The following is a 23,417-nucleotide window of genomic DNA, read 5'->3' as shown; positions in this document are numbered from 1 at the left end:
TTGCTTCTATAACGAGCTGACGTCTCATTCGGCTTCTATAATGATAGCCAGCTCAAAAAAAAGAAGAGCTTCCGCTCTTCTTACCATCTAAAGGTTACCTTCACACGCTTCGAACGAAGCATGTACCCGATCCACAGCAAGCACAGCAAGCCTTGTCTCATCACAGCGCTGATGTAAATGAAAAGATTCTCATCATTCATTGGAAAGAACAGATTGATGGCAAAATCCAGAATGTAAAAAGCGGTAAGCCCGATATTGAAGCTAATGAACCATTTGGGGAAGGTGCTGCTTCTGCTTACGAATTTGAATAGCAGGATGAGAAGCGTCAGGACGATTAGCAAATTCCCGATAAACTGAAGTGGAATGAGAAAGCTCCACTTGACATCGTACATAGATGAAGCGGGATCTGTATATTTCGAAAACTGAAGAATTTTCGGAAGTGTCACGAATACAACATTCACACACGCATTTAGTAGAAACAGCCACATGCTGATATGTACAATGATCAGCCATCCGCCCAGACCCTTTAGATGAAGATGCTTATAGTAAAAATCCTTCTCTTCAGATTGAGAATCTGTTTGGGAATCGGATTGCTCCTCAAGCTGGGAGGCTGGCTCCTCCGTCTTGTCTGGTTGCTTGGTAATATCCATTTGGTGTCTATTATCCCCTCTCACATGTTCATTTCATTTATGATTTGGATTGCTCAGTCTGACGATTCTCTCTCACTTTGCCAAGCTGTGTCGCCAGATAAGCAATAAACAACAGTAGTATAAGCCCGATTCCAACAACAGAACCGTTGACAGAAACCTTCATCTCACTCAGCGTTAAGTAGATGAACAATCCGGTTACGGTCAATACATTCTCCGTAAAATTCTGAATCGCGATTGTTTTGCCGGAACCGATCAGATTCTTCCCTTCCTCCTGCAGCATCGTATTGAGCGGAATAACGAATACGCCGCCGAACAAGCCCGTGAAGAAGAGCAGCGTTACCGTGATCCACAGCTCGTAAGTAAACGCAGCAATCATAACAGTAGTCACCATGAGCAGACCATAGTAGAATCCACGGTGCAGCTTGCCAGCAGGAACCCAGCGAGAGGTGACGAAAGCGCTGGCCACTACTCCAAGAGCAGTAATGCCTATGATCATAGATTGCTCATCGGTATCTGTTATGCCCAAATTAAGCGGCAGCCATGCGATGAGGGCGATGCGCAGAACAGCAGCAGTCAGCCAGAATGCGCCCGTGCCAATAAGCGAGAATCGGCTTCGCGGATTGCGGTACAATATTGCGGTATCCCGCAAAAATTGAAGCGCCTCCTTGCCATAACGCAGCGAAGCATTGCCAGCTTGCGCAGGAATCATAAAAGTCATGAACAGCGACAACAGGTAGATGCCAAGACAAGCCAATATGGCCGGCATGTCAGAGTTTTGCGCCAGAAATCCGCCGCTCACTGTACCTAGCAGTATAGCTAGAATAGTTGAACCTTCTACTTTGGCGTTCGCACTGAGCAGTTCCTTCTCCGAGGAGGTAAGCTCGCTCAATATTCCGTACTTGCCAGGTGAATATACGACCGCGCCGATACCGACGAACAAATAGCAGAGCGCTGGCGGCAAGCCCAGCAGCAGCATCCCAATCCCCACAGCCTTCAGCAAATTGCCTAATAGCAAAATGTGGGATTTGGCTTTCTTATCGGCCAGAGCGCCTACAATCGGAGCCAGAACAACATATGCGCATAGAACCGCCATCTGGATATAGGCTACCATGCCATCTGGATTCTCTACTCCCTGCCGGTTCACGATTCCTACGATAAGAAAAAAATTCAGATTATCGGCAAATGCACTTAGAAATTGTGTAATCACCACCGTATTGAGCGGTGAAAACATTTTCTTCAAACCTGTCAAGGGACCCATCCTCTCTCTCTCTCTCTCTCTTGAACAAACATGCGGCTGCGCCAGGGGAATGTTCTTACGATCGCTGTTGTTCCCGGAATTCTTGAATTGAGATTGTTTATGGTGGAATTCCGGGAACAAAGGCGAGCGCTGACGCTTCTCCAGAATCATTCCCCCTGCTCCACTCTGTTGTTCCCTCTCTCGTTCAACTAAATAGCCATTCTCTTTATCATATACCGAACCTCGCAGAGACTGAAAGAACTTTTTCTACAGGAAGTGAATAATCTGTGTCGGTTGCGGGTGTCAACCGGCTTTGAAATCCGTTATAATGAAAGGGAAGCACAGATCGAATTTGAGGAGGCATGCCCCATGGCTGCAAGCAACGCGAAGAAGAAGCGGTTAAAGTCAATACGTAACGGGAAGCTCGACCCGTCAATCCACCGCAACGAATGGCAGGGTGTTCATCCCGTTACACGCAGAACACCAACGCTACAGGAGAAATTAAATAAGCACAAACATAAGAAAAAGTGGAGCCCTGTCAGATACAACGAGGACTCCACTTTTTTGTATGGTATTATTTCAATGCTGCCGGCAGCTTGATGCCGATCAGCTTGCCCTCTGCTTGAATGATAAGATTGCCGCCGGTTTTCAACGTTGGGCCATAGTTCCGCGTATCGGTCTTTACACTGAACAACGCTTTCGTACTCTGCACATCGAATGCATGGAACATGCCATCGGATTGCCCTGTATAGATCGTACTTCCGTAAATATCGATCTGATTCACAGGATTATCACCAGCCCAACCCACTGCCTGACCATTCTCCAGCTTCATGCCGATCAGATTGCCATTGTTGTAATTCTGGAACAGCATCCGTCCTTGATGAATGCGGCCCAGTGAAACAAGATCTCCGTAGGGTGCATTGTACTTCTTCACGGGAGCGGCTCCGAGCTTATAATTGGCAAAGTCATACTTGGCAATGACCATTCCTTGAAAAACATACAGATCGTCGCCGTCAAGAAATGCATTCCCGTTTATACCAGACGATTGGGTATATGGCGGCTCGCCCGGAAGTTTCCAGCTGTACACGCGTTCACCCTTCACAGCACCTGTCTTTACATTCATTATGCTAATCTTGACACTGCGATCTGCCGTATCATCTGCGAACGGATACGGGTCATTGACGGAATAGAGCAGTCCATCCTTAATTAATAACGGCATATTCTGACGGAAGTGCCCCCACAGCTTCTTGCCGGTTTTGTCATCAAAACCGTCGATTTGGACGGACGACAATGCCCCTTGCACGATAAACGAACGAATGACAACACCATCCGCCACCATAAGACTGTCGCTGCCCCCCGTGGAATTCGGCTCCTCCGCTGTCCAGAGATACTTTCCTGAGCCCAGCTCCAAGGCAGTCATTTTGCTGCTGCTCTGCATTAAATAAGCCTTATCCCCGATCGGCACAATAGAGTCAACTACGCCATAGGCAGTGGAAGATATCCATTGCTGCTTGCCGTTCTTGGCATTGAGCGAGTATGCTTTTCCCTCCTTGGTTAGCCCGATTATTGCGCCATTATAATACCTCATATTAGGCATAAGATTGTTCCCGTTTCCGTAGGACCAAAGCTTCTTCCCGCTTGCCGCATCGACTGCAACCAGCTTGCCGCCTGCAAATGCAAACACTTTGCCGTCCTCAGCCTTCGCTTGGCCGTGCAGGGACTTGTCCCATCCGTTGTCGCTGTCCACCTTCAGTGTCCAAGCAGGCTTCACAATCGGCGCCTTCAATTGCGGCTGGCTCCAATTGTGGACCGATACAATGGATTGCTCAGCTGATACTGCCGAAGGTATCGTGGACAAGCCGATCCCGGCAGCAAGGACGACAGCCATGCCGCTGCGGAGAATATATTTTTTCTTTTTCTTAGTTTCGTTATTTACCATTCCCATTCACTCTCCCGTTCGCCATTCTATTAGAGTTATAACTCCACTCACCTTACTACTGACGATGGAAGGAAGATTAATGTTGCTTAGCCAAATTAATCTGGTAGAATCACATGCAATCTGCTAGCGTATTTTCAATTGGAAGCATCTAACTGCAGGAGGATATGCAAGTGATACTTATGGAACGAGTGGCAATTTCGGGATTGCTGGCTAATGGAGTACAACAACAATATGTAATGAATAGACATCTATTCCATCGGAAACCATATGCACATCAATGGGAAGGATGGCAACGGATAATGAAACTGCCGCATAATCACCAATCGACCGAGCATGAGCCCGATTTGGAAGAGCATATTCCTGATATTATTCAGCATCTCCAGCAATTGTTCACAGATACCCCTGACCTGATCATTCGTAAGCTGTCGATTGTGCAGACAGGCGAGAAGGCTGTTCTAGCCTACCTTGACGGGTTAACAGATAAGAACTCCATCAATAATGATGTGTTATATCCGCTTCAATTCGAAAAGGGAGGCGGCGATCCCGGCAGCGAGCTGTTTATGACAGTCGGCCATATCGTGCCTTACACAACATGGGCCAAAGTAATAGAAGCGATCCTTAACGGGGACAGCGTTCTATTCGTCGACAGGAGAAAAGAAGCGTATGCGCTCGATACAAAGGGCTGGCCGCAGCGCGCTATTGAGGACCCCCAGCTTGAGCCGTCCTTGAAAGGCGCTCATCAAGGGTTTCTGGAGACAGGCTCACAGAACATCGCCTTAATCCGTCGTTATATCCCCAACCGCGAGCTCAAGATCAAGCAGCTTGCAGTGGGTAAACGCGGCCCTGCATCCGTGTCTATTCTATATTTGGAGGATGTCACGAATACGGAATTCATTCAGCTGCTTGAGGATAGAATCAAGGCGATCAACGTCGATGTCATTATTAATACAGGTGAGCTCGTGGAGTTCATCGAAGATAATCCTTACTCCCTCTTCCCGCAATTAATTTCTACCGAACGTCCCGACGCTGCTGCTTCGCAAATTTTGCAGGGCAGATGCGCTGTTGTCGTGGACCGCTCGCCAAGCGTGCTTATCGCTCCCGTCAATTTTATGGCCTTCTTCCAAAGTATCGACGATTATAGTACCCGCTGGTCCATCGCTACCTTTCTGCGCATGCTGCGTATTGCGGCGTTTTTCATCGCTGCCTTTCTTCCCGCTCTGTATATCGCCGTTGTCTCCTATCATTTCGAGATTATTCCAATGAAGCTGCTGATTACGCTCGGGGAGTCCAGAGGCAGAGTGCCGCTGCCGCCTTTTGTCGAGGCTGTTCTTATGGAGATTACACTGGAGATACTGCGTGAAGCCGGTGTTCGGCTCCCTGCTCCCGTCGGTCAAACGGTCGGTATTGTTGGAGGCATCGTTATCGGCCAAGCGGTCGTTCAAGCTGGTCTCATCAGCAACGTAATGGTGGTGGTGGTTGCTTTCACTGGCATCTCCTCGTTCATTCTGCCCAATTACGACATGGTCGCAGCTGTCCGTCTCCTTCGGTTTATTCTGATGATTCTCGCTTCCCTATTCGGGTTTGTCGGTATCATCATCGGATTCATGCTGATGATTGAGCAGATTATTGCGCTCCGATCATTAGGCATGCCGTATGGCATCCCCTTAGCGCCTATGCGGTTCGCAGATTTGAAGGATACACTGGTTCGAGTACCTCTGTGGCTCATGAACAAGCGGCCTATCAGCACTTCAGCGCTTCAGAGCAAGAGACAAGGGAATAGCCGCTTTAAGGGGGAGGAGGAATGAAGGTTCATCCCGGGCATGAAATTACTTCACTTCAATATATCTTTCTCCTAACTGGCGTTCAGGTCGGAGTCGCTGTTCTGTCGCTGCCCAGAAAGCTAGCCGAAACAGCTGGAACAGATGGTTGGATTTCCATCCTAGTCTGGTGGTTAGTCAGTATGTTAGCAAGTCTAATCATTGTTCAAATTATGAAGAATAGTCCCCGCGGCAGTTTACCTGATTGGGCAGCCGAGGTGCTGGGAGTATGGGCGGGCAAAACCATTGCTCTCCTGCTCACGCTCTACTTCTGCGTCCTTCTCTACGATGGACTTACCAAATCAGTGCTTATTACAAAGACATGGCTGCTGCCAAATACACCGGCTTATGTGATTACGGTTCTGCTCCTTCTGCCCACTTATATGATCGCCCGTCATGGCCCTCGCATCGTGGGCAGATACTGCGAGCTTATTGTCTACCTCTCGTTGTGGATTCCGCTTGTCTACCTGCTGCCGCTGAAGCAAGCACACTTCATTCATCTGCTTCCTGTTGTGAAGGATGGCTGGCAGCCGATATTGACAGGAGCCAAGGAGATGATCTATCCAACGCTAGGGATGGCGGCTACGTTCGTCCTTTATCCTTACTTAAAGCATAAGGAAAAGGCGACGGCGGCTGTTATAGCCTCCAGCTCACTGACAATGCTTACCTATTTGTTTATGACCCTCATCTGCCTTGTCTATTACAGCCCGGATGAGATCGCGGAGTATAACAATCCCGTCATCAGTGTATTGAAATCGATTGAATTCAGATTCATCGAACGGATTGAGGTCCCTTTCATCGCTTTCTACTTAACAATCTTCTCTCTGGTGTGGATACCAACCATGTATCTGGCCACCTTTTGCTCAAGCTGGTTGTTCGCAAGAAAAGATATTCGCGGCCAGCTGCAGATTCTTTGCATCCTCATTGCTCTAGCCACCTATTTCTATACACCGACCTTGTATCAGAACTTAATGATGGAGAAAATACTAATCGGCTTTGGCTTGAGTGTAGAATACATATTCCCGTTAATCCTGCTTTCCTTCATCGTGCTGTATAACCGATTGCGAAGGAGAAACTGCTGATGAAACAGAGACTGCTGTCAGCACTGACAATTGTTGTCCTTGTCTGTCTAACCACGACTACTAGCTGCCAGGATCAATTGAACCTTGAGGATGCCTCTACTCCTCTTGCTATTGGCTTGGATCTTAATGAGGATAATCAATTCGAGTTCTACACTTCAACCCCAATATTCAGTAAAAATATTAAAAAGAAGAGCCTAGAAATAAGCGGAACTGCACGAACACTCCGTCAGTCGAGAGCGCTGCAGAATGCTCAATCTCCCGGCTCCGCCCAGGGAAGAAATTATCAGGTGCTATTGGTCGGCAAGCGAATACTGCAGCATGAGGACTGGATTACGATGCTGGATATTATATTTCGTGATGCGAGGAATACAGTGACGGATCGTGTAATCGCCGTAGAGGGGTCTGTCTCGGAAATCATGCTGCTGAATCCTCCTGATCAGCCGATGCTGCCGATCCTGCTCCGTGGGATGATTAATACATCAAGCGGTTCCTCAGAAACTGTCAGCACAACCGCGCAAGAGCTTCGCAGGCAATATTATGAGAAAGGAATGACACCCAGCATCTCCCAAGTGAAAGTAAAGGATAACAGCGTTCTAGTAACAGGAACGACACTGCTTCATAAAGGCGGGAAATTCGCTGCTTCTCTCGGATATCAGGAATCCATACTGCTTAATATTCTTCAGAACAATGCCAGGTCAGGTGTCAGCCTGTCCTATGCTATACCGGGCAAGCCTCAGACTGGCCCATTCCATACCGATATGATCAGCTTCACAGCTCAAAAATTAGCAACGAAAATTAAAACTTCGTATAAGCGCTCCCGCTTCCAGTTCGATATTAAGCTCAAAATAGCGGCTGCCTTAACAGAAATCCTGTTTCCCCTTACAATACAGCAGGACTACAAAAAATTGGAGCCAATCATAGCCGAGCAAGTGAAATTGCAAACTGAAGCCATGCTCAAGAAATTCCAAAGCCACAAAATCGACCCTGTCGGATTTGGCCTGAATGCACGAGCTTACCAATATCAACAATATAAAAAAGTGCAGGACCATTGGACGGATGCAATAGCTGATGCTTCGTTTCACGTTACCGTCGAATTCACTATTAACTCCATTGGTCCGATAAAATAAGCTCTGCTACAGCTACAATCACAGGCATATCCGCACCCTGCGCCGCTCATTCGCGAGCGGTGTGGCGTTGCAACATCCAACTCACTCTATGATGCGCGTCATTCAGCGTTCATTCATACTCAACAATATCGGTACATTCAGTAGAAATTCCTCTTTTCTACCGAGAGTCGGCATCCCGAGCCGTCTTATTGATCTGTAAGCAGTCCATCGACTCAACATGTCGCTGTCGGCGGGAATTTCTCTGTTTCCCGCTTTATAGCCGCGCTGGATGCAACTGAAAAGGCGGATCAGGAGCAATAGCACGGTTTTATCGTCTTACAGCGAGCGTGGAATTAGTTTGTCGCTCTGTAAGCGTGTTTTTCCGCTTTACAGCCGCGCTAGGTGTGCCTGACAAGGCAAATCCGGAGCAATAGCGCGGTTTTATCGTCTTACAGCGAGCGTGGAATTAGTTTGTTGCTCTGTAAGCGTGTTTTTCCGCTTTACAGCCGCGCTAGGTGTGCCTGACAAGGCGAATCAGCAGCAATAGCGCGGTTTTACCGTCTTACAGCGAGCGTGGAATTAGTTTGTTGCGCTGTAAGCGTGTTTTTCCGCTTTACAGCCGTACTGGGTGCGTACTGGGTGCGTACTGGGTGCGTACTGGGTGCGTACTGGGTGCGCCTGACAAGGCAAATCAGGAGTAATAGCGCGGTTTTTGCCGTCTTACAGCAAGCAAGCGCGATTAGTTTGCTGAGGCGTAAGGGGGAATTAGGATCAATAAGAGAGCAACCATGAGAGCAGTCAACAGGTGGCGTAAGATAAAATCGTGTTTGAGTTACTCTTCATCCTATTTTCTAAAAGGTGAGGAGTGCTGTCACATAAATGGTTCATGAACGGTCCGATGGACTTCCTCACCACCTGTAATTACGCAGAGATGAATGCTGTTCGAAGGAGGAGTGAGTACATCAGCTGTAACTTTGAAGATGCTGTCCCTCATGATAAAATCTGCATGGGGACAGCCCCCCATTGCTCTTCTCGAACTTCTCGAACCCTCTTACTACACCTCTTACTACACCTCTTGTTCCACGATTAGCCGATTAACCCGTAGATGGACTATTGGGGACGTGGCCCTTCTGATTGCGGTTATCATCAGTGGAAGCCGCCACATTATTCTCCGCTTGTCTTGACCGTTCCTGCATCGCTACTGAATCTGCTTGAATGGATCGGTTTTTGTGTTTGTTGCGCGCCATTTGCTACCCTCCTTAGCATCCAATGTATCCTCTTCTTGTGAATTGAAGCAGATATAGGTTGCCCTTAAAGGATTGAAATTAACAAGCAGCAAGGCCATCCCCATAAGAGGATGGCCTTGTGCTTGCTTCCTATAATTCCAGCGCTGGCAGCGGCTAGTTTCGACTGCGAAGCTTGGATAGAAGCCGCAATATCTCGATATATAGCCATACCAGTGTGACCATAAGACCGAATGCGCCGTACCACTCCATATATTTCGGAGCACCCTGCTGCGCGCCTGTCTCAATGAAATCGAAATCCAGAACGAGATTCAACGCTGCGATTATTATGATGACGATTGAAATCCCGATGCCAATCAAGCTGTTGTCGTGGAGGAACGGAACCTGAACGCCAAACATTCTCAGTACAAAGCTCAGCAGATAAACAAGCGCGACCCCGCCCGTAGCTGCGAATACTCCTAGCTTGAAGTTTTCCGTCGCTCTTATGAGCCTTGTTTTGTAAGCCAATAGCAGCGCGATGAATACACCTATCGTAATTAGCGCAGCCTGCAATGTAATTCCTTCATAAAGCGATTCATAATTGGCAGACAGCGCACCAAGGAAAAGCCCCTCGCAAATGGCATACACCGGAACCAAGTATGGAGAAACCTTAGGCACGAAGCTGATAATCAATGCCAGAATGAATCCGAGGATCGCACCGCCAATGGCATAAGGAACCACATTCTGTCCATTATTGTACATCGACCAGGCGGAAAATGCGCCTCCCATCAGCAATGCCAGCATAATGAAGGTTTTGTTCACCGTTCCATTAATCGTCATTGCATCCTGGAAGGGATAATTCCCTGCATTTCTAAACGTATTTTCTCTTAACGTTGGATTGCCGCTGCGACCTATCAACGAATGATCACCCCAATAATATTTTGTCTCGATTGTAGCATATGCTAGAGATGACTACCATAAAACTCCACGCACAAAATTATCGAGCAGCCAGACAATATTATCGTGATGCACGCCAAATTGTCGATCAATAACGCCATACTATAAAGCACATATGCCATACTAGCGATCAGTCACACCATTCTGTCGAGCAGTCATGCCATACTGCCGAGCAGTCATGCCATACTGTCGAGCATTCATGCCTCACAACTGAGCATGCAGGTTAACGTTTTGCGAGCGCTGTAACCTCTAATATTTTGGACGCAATCAGGTGCAAGGGAACGATATAGTCCACACAATTCAGCTCAATCGCTGATCTTGGCATCCCGTAAACGACACAGGATTCCTTGGCTTCAGCGATCGTGGATCGCGCTCCTGCTTGTTTGGCTGCCAACATGCCCTGCGCTCCGTCGCTCCCCATCCCGGTCATGAGGATGTAGTGTTTTTTGAGGTGTTTCAATTGCGCTACAGATTCAAACAGCACATCAGCTGAAGGTCTATGGCTATTCCTTGGGGGTGATTGATGCAGCTGAATTCTGAATTCCCCGTTCCTCTGGACTGCCGCCATATGATAATTGCCGGGCGCAATATAGGCTGTTCCTCCGATTATGAGCTCGTTATCCGATGCTTCCACTACTCGAATACTGGAGATGCTGTTCAATCTTGCCGCTAATGATGCCGTAAACTTGGGCGGCATATGCTGGACCAGCAGCAAGGGATAGGGAAAGCTCTCCGGCAAGGCAGTAAGAACAGTCTCCAGAGCCTTCGGACCTCCCGTGGAAGTTCCTATGGCCACAATCTGCTCGAATTCCTTTCCCTGCAAAGATACTGCGATGTTTTTCTTCTGCACCAGCGATGCTTTGGGAGCGATTGTATTGCCTGATACAAGGGCTCTTGCCGGAACCTTCGCAGCCAGCTTGATCTTGGACAGAAGCTCCTCCTTTACCTTGAACAAATCGGTTGAAATCGAGCCCGACGGCTTAGAGATGAAATCAACGGCTCCGTGCTGCAGAGCTGTAATCGTGGCATGCGCCCCTTCCTGTGTCAGCGAGCTCAGCATAAGAACAGGAGTCGGACGCATTGCCATTATTTTCTCCAGAGCTGCCAGCCCGTCCATTTCCGGCATTTCAATGTCTAAGGTGACAACATCCGGCTTGAGCTCCTTGACCAAGCTCACAGCCTCCATGCCATTGCGCGCCGTTCCTATTACCTGCAATGCAGCGTCTTCTTCAATCAGACGTGTGATCAGCTTGCGCATAAACATCGAATCGTCCACGACGAGCACCTTTATTTTCATCACAGCATCACTTCCTCTACCTTTTTCTATAGAAAAAAGTGTCTATTGGCTCCAGATCGTATCTCTGCGGTTGGAAGATTTGCTCGCTGCCTCCAATGAACAAATAACCGCCCTTTTTCAGCGACTGGCTAAATTTCTCAAACAAGCCCTCCTTCGCTTCATCCGTAAAGTAGATCAGGACATTCCGGCAAATAATCAGATCGAGATTCTTCTCATAAGTGTCTGCCAGCAAATTATGCCGCTTGAATCGAACGCAGCTTCTAATCTCTCCGGCAATCGTATATCGACCGTTATGAGCCTTTTTGAAATATTTGTTGAGATACGGCGTGGGCACTTCCTTGACAGCATCTGCTGAATAGCAGCCTTCCTTCGCCTTCTCAATTACACTTTGATCGATATCGGTTGCAAGCACGCTAATTTCCTTCAGATCCAGATGCCCGGAGAGCAGCAGCACCAAGCTGTATGGCTCCTCGCCTGTCGAGCAGGCGGCGCTCCAGCATTTCAATCTCCTGTTTCTCAGCAGAATGTCGGGAAGAATTCGCTTCTCCAGCACTTCCCAACGCTGCGCATTCCGATAAAATTCCGACACATTAATCGTCATATGCTCCAGCAGCTCATCCAGCAGCCCCGCATTCTTATCCAGCGCATGATAGAAATCAATAAACGTGCTGAAGCCTCTTCTATCCTTCAAGCTGAATAATCTGCGTTTCATTTGGTTTTCTTTATATAAAGCGAGATCTATCCCTGTTTTCCGCTTGAACAGTAAGATGAACTGATTGAAATCCTGATCCATTGCCATGGGGCTGCTCATCATTACGACCTCCGGCCAACTTGATTGATAATTCCCGACACCTCCAGGATCAAAGCCACTTTCCCGTCGCCTAGAATAGTAACCCGCTATGCCATCTACTTTGCCTACATAGGAGCCCAATGTCTTAATGACAATCTCCTGATTGCCTATAAGCGCATCTACCGCCAGCGCCAATCTTTTCTCCGCAGAACCGACGATTACAAGCTGAATATGGCTCTTTGCCTGCTGGGATCTGGGAATGTTGAAATGGTCATGCAGCCAGATGATCGGGATCACCTGGCTCCGCAATAAAATGACGGATTGCCCCCGAACAGTCTGTATCTCTTGGTACGGGATTCGGACGATTTCGGCAATATTGCTCATAGGGATAATAAAGGTCTGTTCCTGCAGCTTCACCAGCAAGCCGATAATAATCGCAAGCGTCAACGGAAGCCTGATTCTGAAGCGGGTCCCTTGCCCTTGCACAGTGTCGATGTCTATCAGACCGTTCAGCTTCTCAATATGGCTTCTGACGATGTCCATTCCTACACCGCGCCCAGATACATCGCTTATGATGCTTGCGGTCGAGAAGCCAGGCCGGAAGATCAGCTCAATCGCTTCCCGATCGCTGATTAATTCTGCTTCTTCAGATGCAAGGATGCCTTTCTCCAATGCCGACCTTCTCATTCTTGCCGGATCGATGCCTGCTCCATCGTCTTCTACATAGATAACGACTTGATTATCCTCATGTGCTGCTCTTATTTGCAGCGTTCCTTTGCTGGCTTTGCCAGCCTTCAGCCGCTGCTCAGGCTTCTCGATGCCGTGATCGATCGCATTGCGAATCAAATGGATTAGCGGATCTGCGATCTCTTCAATTAATGTTCTGTCTAATTCCGTATCCTTGCCTTCAATGACAAGCTCAAGCTCCTTGCCCAGATCACGGGTCAGATCTCGAATCATGCGGGGAAACCGGTTGAAGAGCTGCTCGATCGGCAGCATCCTTGCTTTCATCACGCTTTCCTGCAAATCACCAATGATGCGTGAGAGATGATCGGAAATTTGACCGAGCTCGTTCACCGATTCATCGGTTAGACGGCTTCTCTGCGTCCGTTCCACTTGATGGATTCGGGTGTGGTCAATTACAAGCTCGCCAACCAGATTCATGAGATGATCCAGTCGTTCCACGCTCACGCGAATCGTCGGTGATTTGGAGCCCTTAACCGCAGGCTGATCCTCGCTCACCATTCTCTCTTCTACCCCGGCTCCCTGATTGACCATCATGGTATCTGTATCGACTCGAAGAGGCTCCACTGAGACTTCTGCTACATCCATTAATGAAGCAATCATCTCCTGCAGCTCCTGCAAGCCTTGACTTCCGGCATAGAGAAATTTGACAGCAAGCGGCACATCCTCCTGCTCTGCAAGGATCTCCATGTCCGGCTCGGAATACAGAACTTCTCCGTAGCTGCCCAGATGGGAGTGAATCACATAGAGCCGCGCCCCTCTTATTACACACTCGCTGGACAGTCTCAGGCTGATCCAATATACTCCAAGACCATTGTCACAGGCTTCTTGTGTTCTCATTGTTGTATCCACACTAAGCACAGGATAGTTAGCGCAATCGGGTGCTGGCGAGGCCGGCGGGACGTTCAATTGGACAGCATGAGATAAAGCGGCGAAGGTCTGAAGCTCCTGCACGCATGCCGAAATATCCGTGACGGTCTCGTCGCTCTGAACGATATCCTTCTTCAGCTCCTTGAGACAATCCAGCGATTTGAAGAGAAGATCGATTAGCGGAACCGTTACAACTAATGTATGGCATCTTACTTGATCAAGCAGATGCTCCATCTCATGCGTTAATTGCTTCATATCCTCATAACCCATTGCAGCGGAAGAGCCTTTCAAGGTGTGGGCGGCGCGAAACAAGCTTTGGACCACACGCTCTGTTTCTTCCTCCTGCTCCAGTTGCAGAATGACTTCGTCCATAAGCTGCAGCTGCTCATCGAGCTCCTCCAGGAAAATCTCTTTATACTCAGACAGCATCAGCCTGTTCACTCCTGTTCGCGAAGCAAGACTTCATCCAGCTTTAATATTCCGACCAGGCCGCCCACCGTGATGCCGATCCCGACAAAATAATTCCCGTCCACTCCCCCAACACGCTCTGGAGGCAATTGAATATCTGAGAATGTCGCGACCTTATTCACTCGATCTACAATGATGCCAACCGTATCCTCCCTATGATGAACGACGATGATACGGGTCGTTCGGGAATGATCTTTATCCGGCAGCTCAAACAATTTTCGCAGACTGATAACCGGCACAATCTTGCCTCTAAGGTTAATGACCCCTTTCACATAGGGTGTCACGTTAGGAATGGCTGTTATGTCCTGTATCTTAATAATTTCGTGAATATCTTGAATTCGGATGGCATATTGTTCCTTTTCAATTGCAAACTCGATATATTGCTCCTGCCCAGTTGCCTGCATGTTCCTGCTCCCGCCTCTCTTCATTGTGGCCTTGAATGAACAACCCGTTGCGTACTCAGCTCCGGCCCCTGCTTCAGCTAGAGCCTTTGCCGCTAGCGAATTTTGAAGATGGCAACGGAGTTGTTCAATTCCTCTGCAAGCTGAGCCAGCGATTGGGCGGTTGAGGCGGTTTCCTCACTGCTCGCCGCAGCTTCCTCGGTCGCTGCGGATATGCTTTCAATCGCGCTCATCACCTCAGAGGATTGGGCGGCCTGCTCCTCACTTGCTGCTGCTATTTCCGTTACCTTATAAGCCGATTCATTAACCATCGTAATAATATGCTCGAATGCTTCACCGGTTTTCTGTGAGGCGGACACCCCTTCTGCAACTGCCTTCACACTCTGTCCCGCATTATCCTGCATGCCTTTAATGATATTCGTAATTTGCTTCGTTGCTTCACTGCTTCGTTCAGCTAATTTCCTCACTTCATCAGCAACGACAGCGAACCCGCGACCCTGATCACCTGCACGCGCCGCCTCAATTGCCGCATTCAGCGCGAGAAGATTCGTCTGTTCGGCTATATCATCGATTACTTCAATGATCTCGCCGATCTTGTTGGAATCCTCTTCAAGACGCGCCATCTGTTCATTAACCCGAGTCATGCCATCAATGGAATAACGAACTACTTTGCCGCCATCCTGTGCAATGCTCATCGTCTTATTGGATAGCTCTGACGCTTGTTCCGCACTGCGGGCAACAGAGTTTATGGCAATTGACAGCTCCTTAAACAGCTCGTTCATCGTTTGAGCAGCATCTGCCTGGCTCATGCTGCCGCTTGCGATCTCCTCCGTGCTTGCCGAGATCTGCTCGGAGGCTGCCGATACACTTTCAGCGGAGGACAGAATTTCACCGACAGTATCTCTTAATTTGGTGACCATATTATTAACAGAAGCTGCCAATAGGCCAATCTCATCCTTCGTATGAATATCCGCCGCTTCGCTCAAATCTCCATCTGCGACTTGGCTTACTAGCCGCACAACACGATTTAATGGACGCGCTATCATTTGCGAGATGATGTAGCCAAATCCGAGACTGATAATAAGAGAAACGACGATTACGGAGAATGTAATTAAACGTGATGAGTTGAACAGCTCCTCAGATTCTCCGCGCGCATGCTCTGCCAGCTCAATATTAATCTCTATGATCTTCTCCAGAATAGCTTCCAGCTTATCGCCCCTCTCATCCAACCCGCCTGCGAGCAGAAATTCCGTAAATTGCTCAGAGCCGATGTTCGAGCTATTCTTGTCCAAGGCTTCATTCAAGATCGTTCGGTACTCTTCCCATAGAGGGGCAAATTGTGCCAGTTGCTCCTCCTCCTCCTTGGTCAAGACAGTCTGTCTGTATGTATCGATGCTGGCCTCTATTTCTTGAACAAAGCCTACGATCTTGTCCTTGTATTCCTTATTCTCCGCATTTGTCGTTGCCATCGTGTTCATATCACGGAGCTCTACGTTGATCCGCTGATATAGAGTTTCAATATCGCCAAGCTTGCTAATAGGAACGAGATTGACTTCGTACATATCAACAATCGATTTGTTCATGCTCCCCAAATTGTTCAAGCCTAAAAACCCGACAAACCCCATAATGATTGCCGTTATGACGAAGGCGAGCGTTAATTTCACAACCGTCTTCAAATTATAAAACCATTTCATTGTCCAGCACCTCGTTGTTGTTATGGTTTGATTATCCATTCGTACCGCCAAATACTTGCCTGCTCAGTCCCTAATAACCTCCTTGTCGTATTTAGAATATTACAAGTGATGTGATTCTTAAGAACTAGATTCATCATAAACCGGCTGCACATTCCGGTAACCGAAAATATTTTGCGTGGCCACGCAAAACTTCTTCGTGCTCCTGCGGGATGCCGCAAAAGAAAAAACCCGCATCACAGTAGACTGTGACCGGGACCCGGTTATAGAGCTATTCGGATGAAACGTTACTCTCCGCTTAATCTGTCAGAAAGCCCAACTGCTTCGCTTTTATCGCCGCTTCGATTCTTGATTTCACATTCAGCTTGTGGAACAGGGCTGTCAAACAATATTCCAATGACCGCTGGCTCATAAGAACCCGTTCCGCAATATCTTTATTGCTCCTGCCCTTGGCTATCTCTTGCAAAATCTCATACTCCTTATTGCTGATCGCAACAACGCCCTGCTGTCCTGTGGCAGCATCCGCCTGCAATGTCGTTCTTCTTAACTGCTTCACCAATGAGAGCGGTAGCAGTACTTCTCCTCGCAGGGCGCAGCGGATCGCATTCACAAGCTGCTCGCTCGTAGTTGTCTTGAGAATAAAGCCGCTAATGCCCGCTTCTATCATCAGATTGAAGTGGTTGCTGAATTCGAAGCCCGTGTAGATTAATATTGTTGAATGCGGCGTGATATCCAGAACTTGCTTGGCGAGATCAATCCCATTGATATCGCCAATATGAAGGTCGAACAGCATCACATCGAAGGACTGTGCTCGAACGTGCTCAAGCGCCTTGCTGGCGGAATTCGCCAGCGAAACCTTCATGTCCCCCTCTAGCTCAAGGATCATTCTCGTCCCTTCCATTACTAATGGATGGTCGTCTACCAGTAGAATATGAATCATGCTGTCTGCTCCTCGTCCTGCTATTCACCAATTGGAATACAAATAAAGATTGCCATTCCGCCATCCTCAGGCGATCGGAACGCAATGGTTCCGTTCAAGCTGCGTACCCGCTCCTTCATGCCATAGATGCCCATGCTGTTGAATGAGTCTTCTGTCGCCTCAAGCTTCATGCCCACCCCGTTATCTCTATATTGTAATTGCACAGCGCACGAACTGCTGGTCAATCCGATATGAACCTCCGTTGCGCTGGAATGCTTCGCAGCATTGGCGAGCATCTCCTGCACGATGCGGTACAGACCGATCAATTGGTCGTCATTCAATGCATGCTCGATATAAGCAGGATGGAAGCGAATGCTATAGTTGGTGCGCATCTGTGTGAACTCAAACAGGGCATGCAGAGAGGACGCAAGCCCTGCTTCCTTGAGCATCGGCGGCCTTAGCTCGTTGCAGGTGATCCGAATTTGATAGATGACATCCAGCAGTCCCTGTGCAATTTGCCCAAGCTGCTCCTGTGCCTCCTTCGGGAGAGCGCTGCTTAGCATCAGATGCTCAAGCTTGCGGTACCAAACAATCTGCTCTTGCAGTGCTGAGTCATGCAGATCCTGGGAAAGTGATTTTCTCTCGTTCTCAGACAGCGTAAACAGCAGCCTCAGGAGCCAAGTTGGCGTGACTTGCTGGCTGACAGTCCCCTCCAGCTCCTTGGTCAAATCTTCGATCAATAGAAAATTGTCCAGTAGCACGCTGACATAACGAGCGATCGTCTCCAGCCATACTCGCTTGGAGGCAATTCTTAATGCCGCAGGCTTCTCATCGATACAGAGCAGCTTGCTCCTCCCTCTCAGCTCCCCGATTTTCAGATAATAGCCATCCTCCGTCTCATGAAGCTCACATAGCTTAATCTGGCTTGAATCCAGCTCCATGATCGTGACATGATCCGTTCCGAGTACGTCCCGAACCTCCTTCACAAGCCGCCGCTCCAAGTGGCTCATCTTCATCACACCAAAGAGATCATGGGAGAAACGATCCAGGCTCGTCTGCAAGCGATAATGCCGGTCTTCGCTCTCTCTGATGCGCTGCTCCGCCCGCTGCCGAACCTCGTCTGCCCGCTTGCGCTCCCTAATATCGCGAAATAATGTAATGCCTGCATTGTCCCCTTTATAGGGAATGGTGCTGGCTATCACTTCCACATCGATAAGAGTGCCGTCCGCCTGAACAATCTGCTGCTCGACAAGTGAAGAGACGCAATGCTGGGCATAAATGTGCCCCAACCGTTTTCTCACATCCTCCGCAAAGTCAGGATGAATCCAGTCAAATATCGATTCTCCCATCAGTACGCTCAAATCGGACACTCCGAATAGTTCAAGACCGGCAAGATTGACATAGACAAATTTATAATCTTTGTGAAGAACAATGGCTTCGGGGGACAGCTCAATGAGACGCCTATTCAGCTCCTCGCCTTCCAGCAAAGCCCGCTCCGCCTGTTTGCGGACCGTAATATCTTCGAACATAAGCTGGATAGAGGCAGATTGGGAGTCATAGATGGAAATCATCGAAATATCGATTACACGGCTGTCTGCACGAATAATTCTATACTCGCCTGGAGGAGAATAACCGCTCAACAGCGTATTCTCCATCCGTTCCAGCGCATAATCGCAATCATGGGGATGTACCCAGTCCATGATGTTCGTCCTGTATGTATCTCCTTCGAATGTTACGCCCAGCATCTTTTCTCCGGCAGGATTGAGGAACGTAATTTCCCCATCCTTATAGATCGCGATTGCTACGGGCGACAGCTCCACCAATCGGCGGCACTGCGCTTCACGATCGGCAAAAGCTGCCTCGGCTTGCTTATGAGCCGTCACATCTCTGGCGATAACAAAAGTGCCTTCTATACGGTTGCTCACATAGATCGGGACATTCTCCATCGACCATTGAAACGATTTTCCATTCTGATGGCGTGAAGATACTTCATAATGCTGGGAATGCCCTTGTATCGCCAAATTGAAATAGTGCGCTAATTTATGCAGATTGTCCCCGCCGAACACCTCTTCAAACGGGAAATTGATGTCTGCCCCGTACAGTCGCTCGCCTGTAATCTTCTCGGCAGCCGGATTGATCGCGCGAATATCGCCATCCAGATCCAATTCGCAAATGATATCCGAATTATAATGAAACATTGATTTGTATCTCTGCTCGCTTCTGTGCAGCTGTGCTTCCATCTCTTTTTTCGTTGTCGTATCGACCATCATGCCGTCCAGTTGAATGACCTGCCCACACTCGTCCAGTACAGGCATCATTCTTGCTTGAATCCACCGTGCCTCACCATTCTTGTGATAGATTCGGTACTCGCTTGTGGCTGGAATTCCTTGTCCGATCTTCTTCGCCCATTCTTCATAAAGAGAGATGTCCTCCTCATGAACGAAATTGCTCCAACTTGAGGGGTCAACAAGCTGATCGGGCTGGCAGCCCGTAATACCCGTCACCGCCTCTGAAACATATAGAAATTGCCCTTTAAGGACATCAACTGACCAAATCGCTACCTCAATCATGTGCAGCATGTTTTCAAACAACTTAAGCTTCCGTTCTGCTTGCTCTATTGCCCGTGCGGTCTTGCTTTCGGCCGATTCTAAGCTGTCATGTGCATGCATGCTGCCTGTCTCCTTGCTAGTTAAGATTATTCATTAACCTGCCTTGCGAGGCTGTTATTATCGGATAACTGCAATCCTCGGGGCGTCTCACTAATTTCTTTATCGTTGCATATCAGGCCATTTTGTATAGTACATACCACTCTGATAGAAAAGAATAATTAACTGCTTCCTTAAAAGGGATATCTGTTCCATATTATCCAGAATCGATGATTATCCGCCGACCAGAACGGGTAACGTAATCTAGACTACTACTTCGAGGAGGGATTAAGATGGCAGGAAACAATGCTACGGAGCAAAGACCTAAAAAGCTGCCGCCGCAGGAGCAGGAAGGCACAGGGCTGGAGAGCAAGATGAACCCTATGCCTGAGATCGAATCGCCGACTTACCGCGCCGCAGGCAAGCTGACTGGCCGAACCGCCCTGATAACCGGAGGGGACAGCGGGATCGGACATGCTGCCGCCGTTGCCTTCGCCAAGGAGGGCGCTGACGTCGCGATTGTCTATCTTGAGCAGGATGAAGATGCGAACAAAGTGAAGAAGCGTGTAGAGGAGTTGGGGCGCAAGTGCCTGCTGATCAGAGGCGATATCGGCGATGAAGCCTTCAGCCAGTCCGCCATTGAGCAAACCGTCAAGGAGCTCGGCCAGCTCGACATTCTTGTAAACAATGCTGCCGAGCAGCATCCGCAGCAAAGCATCGAGGACATTACGGCTGAACAGCTGGAGAAGACGTTCCGCACGAATATCTTCGCCATGTTCTACCTGACCAAGGCTGCCATGAAGCATCTGAAGAAAGGCGCTTCGATCATTAACACCGCGTCCATTACCGCTTATGAAGGAAATCCGACGCTGATCGACTACTCCTCCACCAAAGGAGCAATCGTATCGTTCACCCGCGCGCTTGCGAACAGCTTGGCGAATCAGGGAATCCGCGTCAATGCTGTGGCACCCGGTCCGATCTGGACGCCGCTCATTCCTTCGACCTTCCCGGCAGAGAGAGTCGCCAAGTTCGGCACGGACACCCCGCTTGGCCGTCCCGGTCAGCCATCGGAGCTGGCTCCCGCCTATGTCTATCTGGCAAGCGACGATTCCTCCTACGTATCCGGTCAGACGATTCATATTAACGGCGGAACTGTAGTAAATGGCTAATCGCCAAAGCCCGCTGAGTGAGTATGAGCCGATAGAGAATGACAGCAATTATTAGCGGAAATGCCGTTACGCTCGATAAGTCTGTCGTGCAAGCAAACAACAGAGTAAGGATCACTGCGGCATGACCAGTGAAATAGTGAAGAGCCCCTACAGAATGGAATCTGTAGAGGCTCTTCACTATTATTCCCGCATTTTGTTCAGCCAAATGGCCAAAGCGGGATTTAGCCTTATTCTATATTGCCGGAGCCGGCGCACCATAATCGGCCCACTGCTCTTTCGTCGGACCGTAAAGATCCGGCACAAGAAGACCGGCCTGACGCATCAGAACTGTCATTTGACCGCGATGATGAATCTCATGTTTTACAAGGATATCCAGCGTCAAGCCATTCGGCCATTGATCGCCGTACATATCGCTCATGATGAGCAAATTCTCATCCTTCCAACTGGACTGTACAGCATCAAGCAACGCTTGCGAGGTGCGCTTATAGGCTGCCGCAATGTCCGCTGCCGAAGCTGGAACCGACAGATCTTCGCCCGGTCCTTCGAAAGACAATCCAGTCCGCGATGGCATTTCGTGCACCGTCTGTACAAGGTGCCATGCAAGTCGTCCAAGCGTTCGATGGTCGCTTGTTATCTGTTGGCCAAGAGACTCGTCTGTGAGCGCCTCCAGCGTGCGCAGCGTTGCTGCTGTTTCATGCTGCCAAGTTGCGGCAAAATCCTCGATGTGTTTAAACATATCTAACATCTCCCTTTTGTAATGGAATAGCACCATTATAACTTATTTGTTTTCAATATTTGTAAGTGTGTAAGTAACGCACCCTCTAACCCATTCTGCACGATGCCTTATTTGACAGAAACTGTTGGCCTGCTAATGGTTGGTTCATCCTGATACATAAAAAGTCCATATTCCGTCATAACAGAGGGGTGGCCCAATTGACGAAGCATAGCTGAGAGATTGCCTCGGTGGTACGTGCCATGATTCACAACTTGTATAATAAATTCCGAGTATCTGGTGTTCAAAATTCCAGCGTAGGGATTGTCCAGGACAACCTCTCTCTCAAGATCCACATGCTCGCTAATACATGCCTTGAATCTCACGGACAAATCGTCATACATAGCTTCCAGTTCCTCAAAGCTTCTAGCTGCTGCATCCGCCTCGATTTGAGAAGAAGCTTCCATCGCTTCATTCATACTTTTACCCTTCAGGATGTCGAACCAACCGCAATCAACCTTATATATATGTGCCATGACCTTCGACACCGAAGAAAACACGCTTTGAATTTCTTGTTTGTATAAGTGATGCGGAAGCTCCTTTAATCGGTTAAAAATTATTTTATTTGCCCATACATGATAGTCGTACAATCTCAAACTATGATTTGTCATTTCAATCACCTCCGGTTCGTGTAGTTTACTTATGTATTCATCATACAATGGCAACCCTGACAACAGTATGTCAGGGTTAAAATAATGATTTTCGGTAAGCGTCACCTTCTAATCGTAATTTCGAAGGCAAGCAAATGTTCCTTGATCCACATTTTCCAGCCATGCCTCATACTGGGGAATATCCTCTACATGCATGAAATTTCTCTAATATTGGATACTAAGAAAGTTCTCTGGCGAATAGCCAGTAATAGATAAACAAAAAATTAGAAAATTCTCATACTCACGCGAATTATGGTGAGAATACGCTCATTTTTCCAGGTTGAAGTTTCACTTATGGTATAGTGGGTACAGTTTTCGCTAAAACAAAAGTTGGAGGGATTCTAAATCGTAGTGCTACAGACCAAACAACTCGTTCGCAAAGTCATCCATGTCGGTCTATGTGCAGCCATCGGAATGACAGCTCTCGGATTCGGAGCTGCACCCAAAGCAGCCGCTGCAACGGCAACAAAAGCAGAGAAAGTGATCAAGACGGGCAAAAGCTACATAGGTGTCAAATATCGATATGGAGCACAAGCAGGCATAACGACCGCCTTCGATTGCTCATCCTATACACAATATATTTTCAAGAAGAACGGCATTGAGCTGCCTCGCACATCCAAGCAGCAAGCGACCAAGGGCGTTAAAGTCAGCAAGAGCAGTCTCAAGAAGGGCGATTTGGTGTTTTTCAAAGGCTCCAGCAGTTCCAGCAGTATCGGTCATGTAGGCGTATATGCAGGCAACAACAAGTTTCTGCATTCCTCCAGCTCGAACGGGGTCAAGCTGTCCAGCTTAAGCTCCAGCTACTGGAAGAAGAAATATGTGACCGCCCGCCGGGTAGCTGCAAGCAGCTAGAATGACGATCCTGGACGGGTTGAGCGGCCGATTCTACACTCGTTAATCAAGAAGCCTTCGACTCCACATTGATAGTGGTAGTGAAGGCTTCCTTTTGTTCCTTCCAAGGCGCAGGATCCGGACGAGAAGTACAATTAA

Annotated in this window: 19 protein-coding genes; 6 read left to right on the top strand and 13 right to left on the bottom strand. The window is 48.4% G+C overall.

Going from position 1 to position 23,417, the window contains the following annotated elements:
* Positions 1 to 80 precede the first annotated feature (80 nt).
* Both L6H65_RS12815 and lplT read right to left on the bottom strand, forming a co-directional pair.
* Complete coding sequence (locus L6H65_RS12815; protein ID WP_236342934.1) at positions 81 to 650, bottom strand: DUF2569 family protein; 570 nt, start codon at positions 648 to 650, stop codon at positions 81 to 83.
* 37 nt (positions 651 to 687) lie between these two features.
* Positions 688 to 1,899: a lysophospholipid transporter LplT gene (gene lplT / locus L6H65_RS12810; RefSeq protein ID WP_236342933.1), complete on the bottom strand. Its 1,212-nt coding sequence runs from the start codon at positions 1,897 to 1,899 to the stop codon at positions 688 to 690.
* A 357-nt stretch (positions 1,900 to 2,256) separates the two neighbouring features.
* On the opposite strand from lplT, the gene brfA reads away from it, so the two are divergent.
* A complete protein-coding gene (gene brfA / locus L6H65_RS12805; protein WP_236342932.1) occupies positions 2,257 to 2,487 on the top strand; it encodes a ribosome rescue factor BrfA in 231 nt (76 codons plus the stop codon).
* Here the strand turns inward: brfA and L6H65_RS12800 are convergent.
* Entirely contained in the window at positions 2,462 to 3,826 is a 1,365-nt protein-coding gene (locus L6H65_RS12800; protein ID WP_236342931.1) for an outer membrane protein assembly factor BamB family protein, read from the bottom strand. The two genes, brfA and L6H65_RS12800, sit on opposite strands and share 26 nt — an antisense overlap.
* A gap of 299 nt (positions 3,827 to 4,125) precedes the next feature.
* On the opposite strand from L6H65_RS12800, the gene L6H65_RS12795 reads away from it, so the two are divergent.
* From L6H65_RS12795 to L6H65_RS12785, 3 genes are read left to right on the top strand one after another with little or no spacing between them, the layout of a single operon-like run.
* Positions 4,126 to 5,631, top strand: a complete 1,506-nt coding sequence (locus L6H65_RS12795) for a spore germination protein (RefSeq protein ID WP_236342930.1) — start codon at positions 4,126 to 4,128, stop codon at positions 5,629 to 5,631.
* Positions 5,628 to 6,725: a GerAB/ArcD/ProY family transporter gene (locus tag L6H65_RS12790; RefSeq protein ID WP_236342929.1), complete on the top strand. Its 1,098-nt coding sequence runs from the start codon at positions 5,628 to 5,630 to the stop codon at positions 6,723 to 6,725. The genes L6H65_RS12795 and L6H65_RS12790 overlap by 4 nt, the downstream gene beginning before the upstream one ends.
* Entirely contained in the window at positions 6,725 to 7,852 is a 1,128-nt protein-coding gene (locus L6H65_RS12785; protein WP_236342928.1) for a Ger(x)C family spore germination protein, read from the top strand. The genes L6H65_RS12790 and L6H65_RS12785 overlap by 1 nt, the downstream gene beginning before the upstream one ends.
* A gap of 1,073 nt (positions 7,853 to 8,925) precedes the next feature.
* Here L6H65_RS12785 and L6H65_RS12780 read toward each other — a convergent pair.
* The 8 genes from L6H65_RS12780 to L6H65_RS12745 form a co-directional block, all read right to left on the bottom strand.
* Positions 8,926 to 9,078: a hypothetical protein gene (locus L6H65_RS12780; protein WP_236342927.1), complete on the bottom strand. Its 153-nt coding sequence runs from the start codon at positions 9,076 to 9,078 to the stop codon at positions 8,926 to 8,928.
* A 153-nt stretch (positions 9,079 to 9,231) separates the two neighbouring features.
* The gene (locus tag L6H65_RS12775; RefSeq protein WP_236342926.1) at positions 9,232 to 9,972 is read right to left on the bottom strand and encodes a Bax inhibitor-1/YccA family protein; all 741 of its coding nucleotides are present in this window, start codon (positions 9,970 to 9,972) and stop codon (positions 9,232 to 9,234) included.
* A 262-nt stretch (positions 9,973 to 10,234) separates the two neighbouring features.
* Positions 10,235 to 11,308, bottom strand: coding sequence for a protein-glutamate methylesterase/protein-glutamine glutaminase (locus L6H65_RS12770; protein ID WP_307728342.1), 1,074 nt, complete (start codon positions 11,306 to 11,308; stop codon positions 10,235 to 10,237).
* Positions 11,309 to 11,324: 16 nt separating this feature from the next.
* Entirely contained in the window at positions 11,325 to 14,141 is a 2,817-nt protein-coding gene (locus L6H65_RS12765) for a CheR family methyltransferase (protein WP_236342924.1), read from the bottom strand.
* A gap of 8 nt (positions 14,142 to 14,149) precedes the next feature.
* A complete protein-coding gene (locus tag L6H65_RS12760) occupies positions 14,150 to 14,584 on the bottom strand; it encodes a chemotaxis protein CheW (protein WP_236342923.1) in 435 nt (144 codons plus the stop codon).
* Positions 14,585 to 14,676: 92 nt separating this feature from the next.
* The gene (locus tag L6H65_RS12755) at positions 14,677 to 16,275 is read right to left on the bottom strand and encodes a methyl-accepting chemotaxis protein (RefSeq protein ID WP_236342922.1); all 1,599 of its coding nucleotides are present in this window, start codon (positions 16,273 to 16,275) and stop codon (positions 14,677 to 14,679) included.
* A 295-nt stretch (positions 16,276 to 16,570) separates the two neighbouring features.
* Positions 16,571 to 17,212, bottom strand: coding sequence for a response regulator transcription factor (locus L6H65_RS12750; RefSeq protein ID WP_236342921.1), 642 nt, complete (start codon positions 17,210 to 17,212; stop codon positions 16,571 to 16,573).
* A gap of 20 nt (positions 17,213 to 17,232) precedes the next feature.
* Complete coding sequence (locus L6H65_RS12745) at positions 17,233 to 19,860, bottom strand: PAS domain-containing sensor histidine kinase (protein WP_236342920.1); 2,628 nt, start codon at positions 19,858 to 19,860, stop codon at positions 17,233 to 17,235.
* A 269-nt stretch (positions 19,861 to 20,129) separates the two neighbouring features.
* Between L6H65_RS12745 and L6H65_RS12740 the strand changes: the two genes are divergently transcribed.
* Positions 20,130 to 21,005, top strand: coding sequence for an SDR family oxidoreductase (locus L6H65_RS12740; RefSeq protein WP_236342919.1), 876 nt, complete (start codon positions 20,130 to 20,132; stop codon positions 21,003 to 21,005).
* Positions 21,006 to 21,237: 232 nt separating this feature from the next.
* Here the strand turns inward: L6H65_RS12740 and L6H65_RS12735 are convergent, their stop codons facing one another.
* Together L6H65_RS12735 and L6H65_RS12730 are read right to left on the bottom strand one after the other, a co-directional pair.
* Positions 21,238 to 21,741, bottom strand: coding sequence for a DinB family protein (locus L6H65_RS12735; RefSeq protein ID WP_236342918.1), 504 nt, complete (start codon positions 21,739 to 21,741; stop codon positions 21,238 to 21,240).
* Between the two features lie 107 nt (positions 21,742 to 21,848).
* Positions 21,849 to 22,388, bottom strand: a complete 540-nt coding sequence (locus tag L6H65_RS12730; RefSeq protein WP_236342917.1) for a DinB family protein — start codon at positions 22,386 to 22,388, stop codon at positions 21,849 to 21,851.
* A gap of 390 nt (positions 22,389 to 22,778) precedes the next feature.
* Here L6H65_RS12730 and L6H65_RS12725 point away from each other — a divergent pair, with 390 nt between their 5' ends.
* A complete protein-coding gene (locus L6H65_RS12725) occupies positions 22,779 to 23,279 on the top strand; it encodes a C40 family peptidase (protein ID WP_236342916.1) in 501 nt (166 codons plus the stop codon).
* The last annotated feature ends 138 nt before the right edge of the window (positions 23,280 to 23,417 follow it).

The sequence above is a fragment of the Paenibacillus plantiphilus genome (assembly GCF_927798095.1).
Lineage (GTDB): Bacteria > Bacillota > Bacilli > Paenibacillales > Paenibacillaceae > Paenibacillus_Z > Paenibacillus_Z plantiphilus.
The sequence above is the reverse complement of the archived record's forward strand: the minus strand, read 5'-3'. Positions and strand labels throughout refer to the sequence as shown.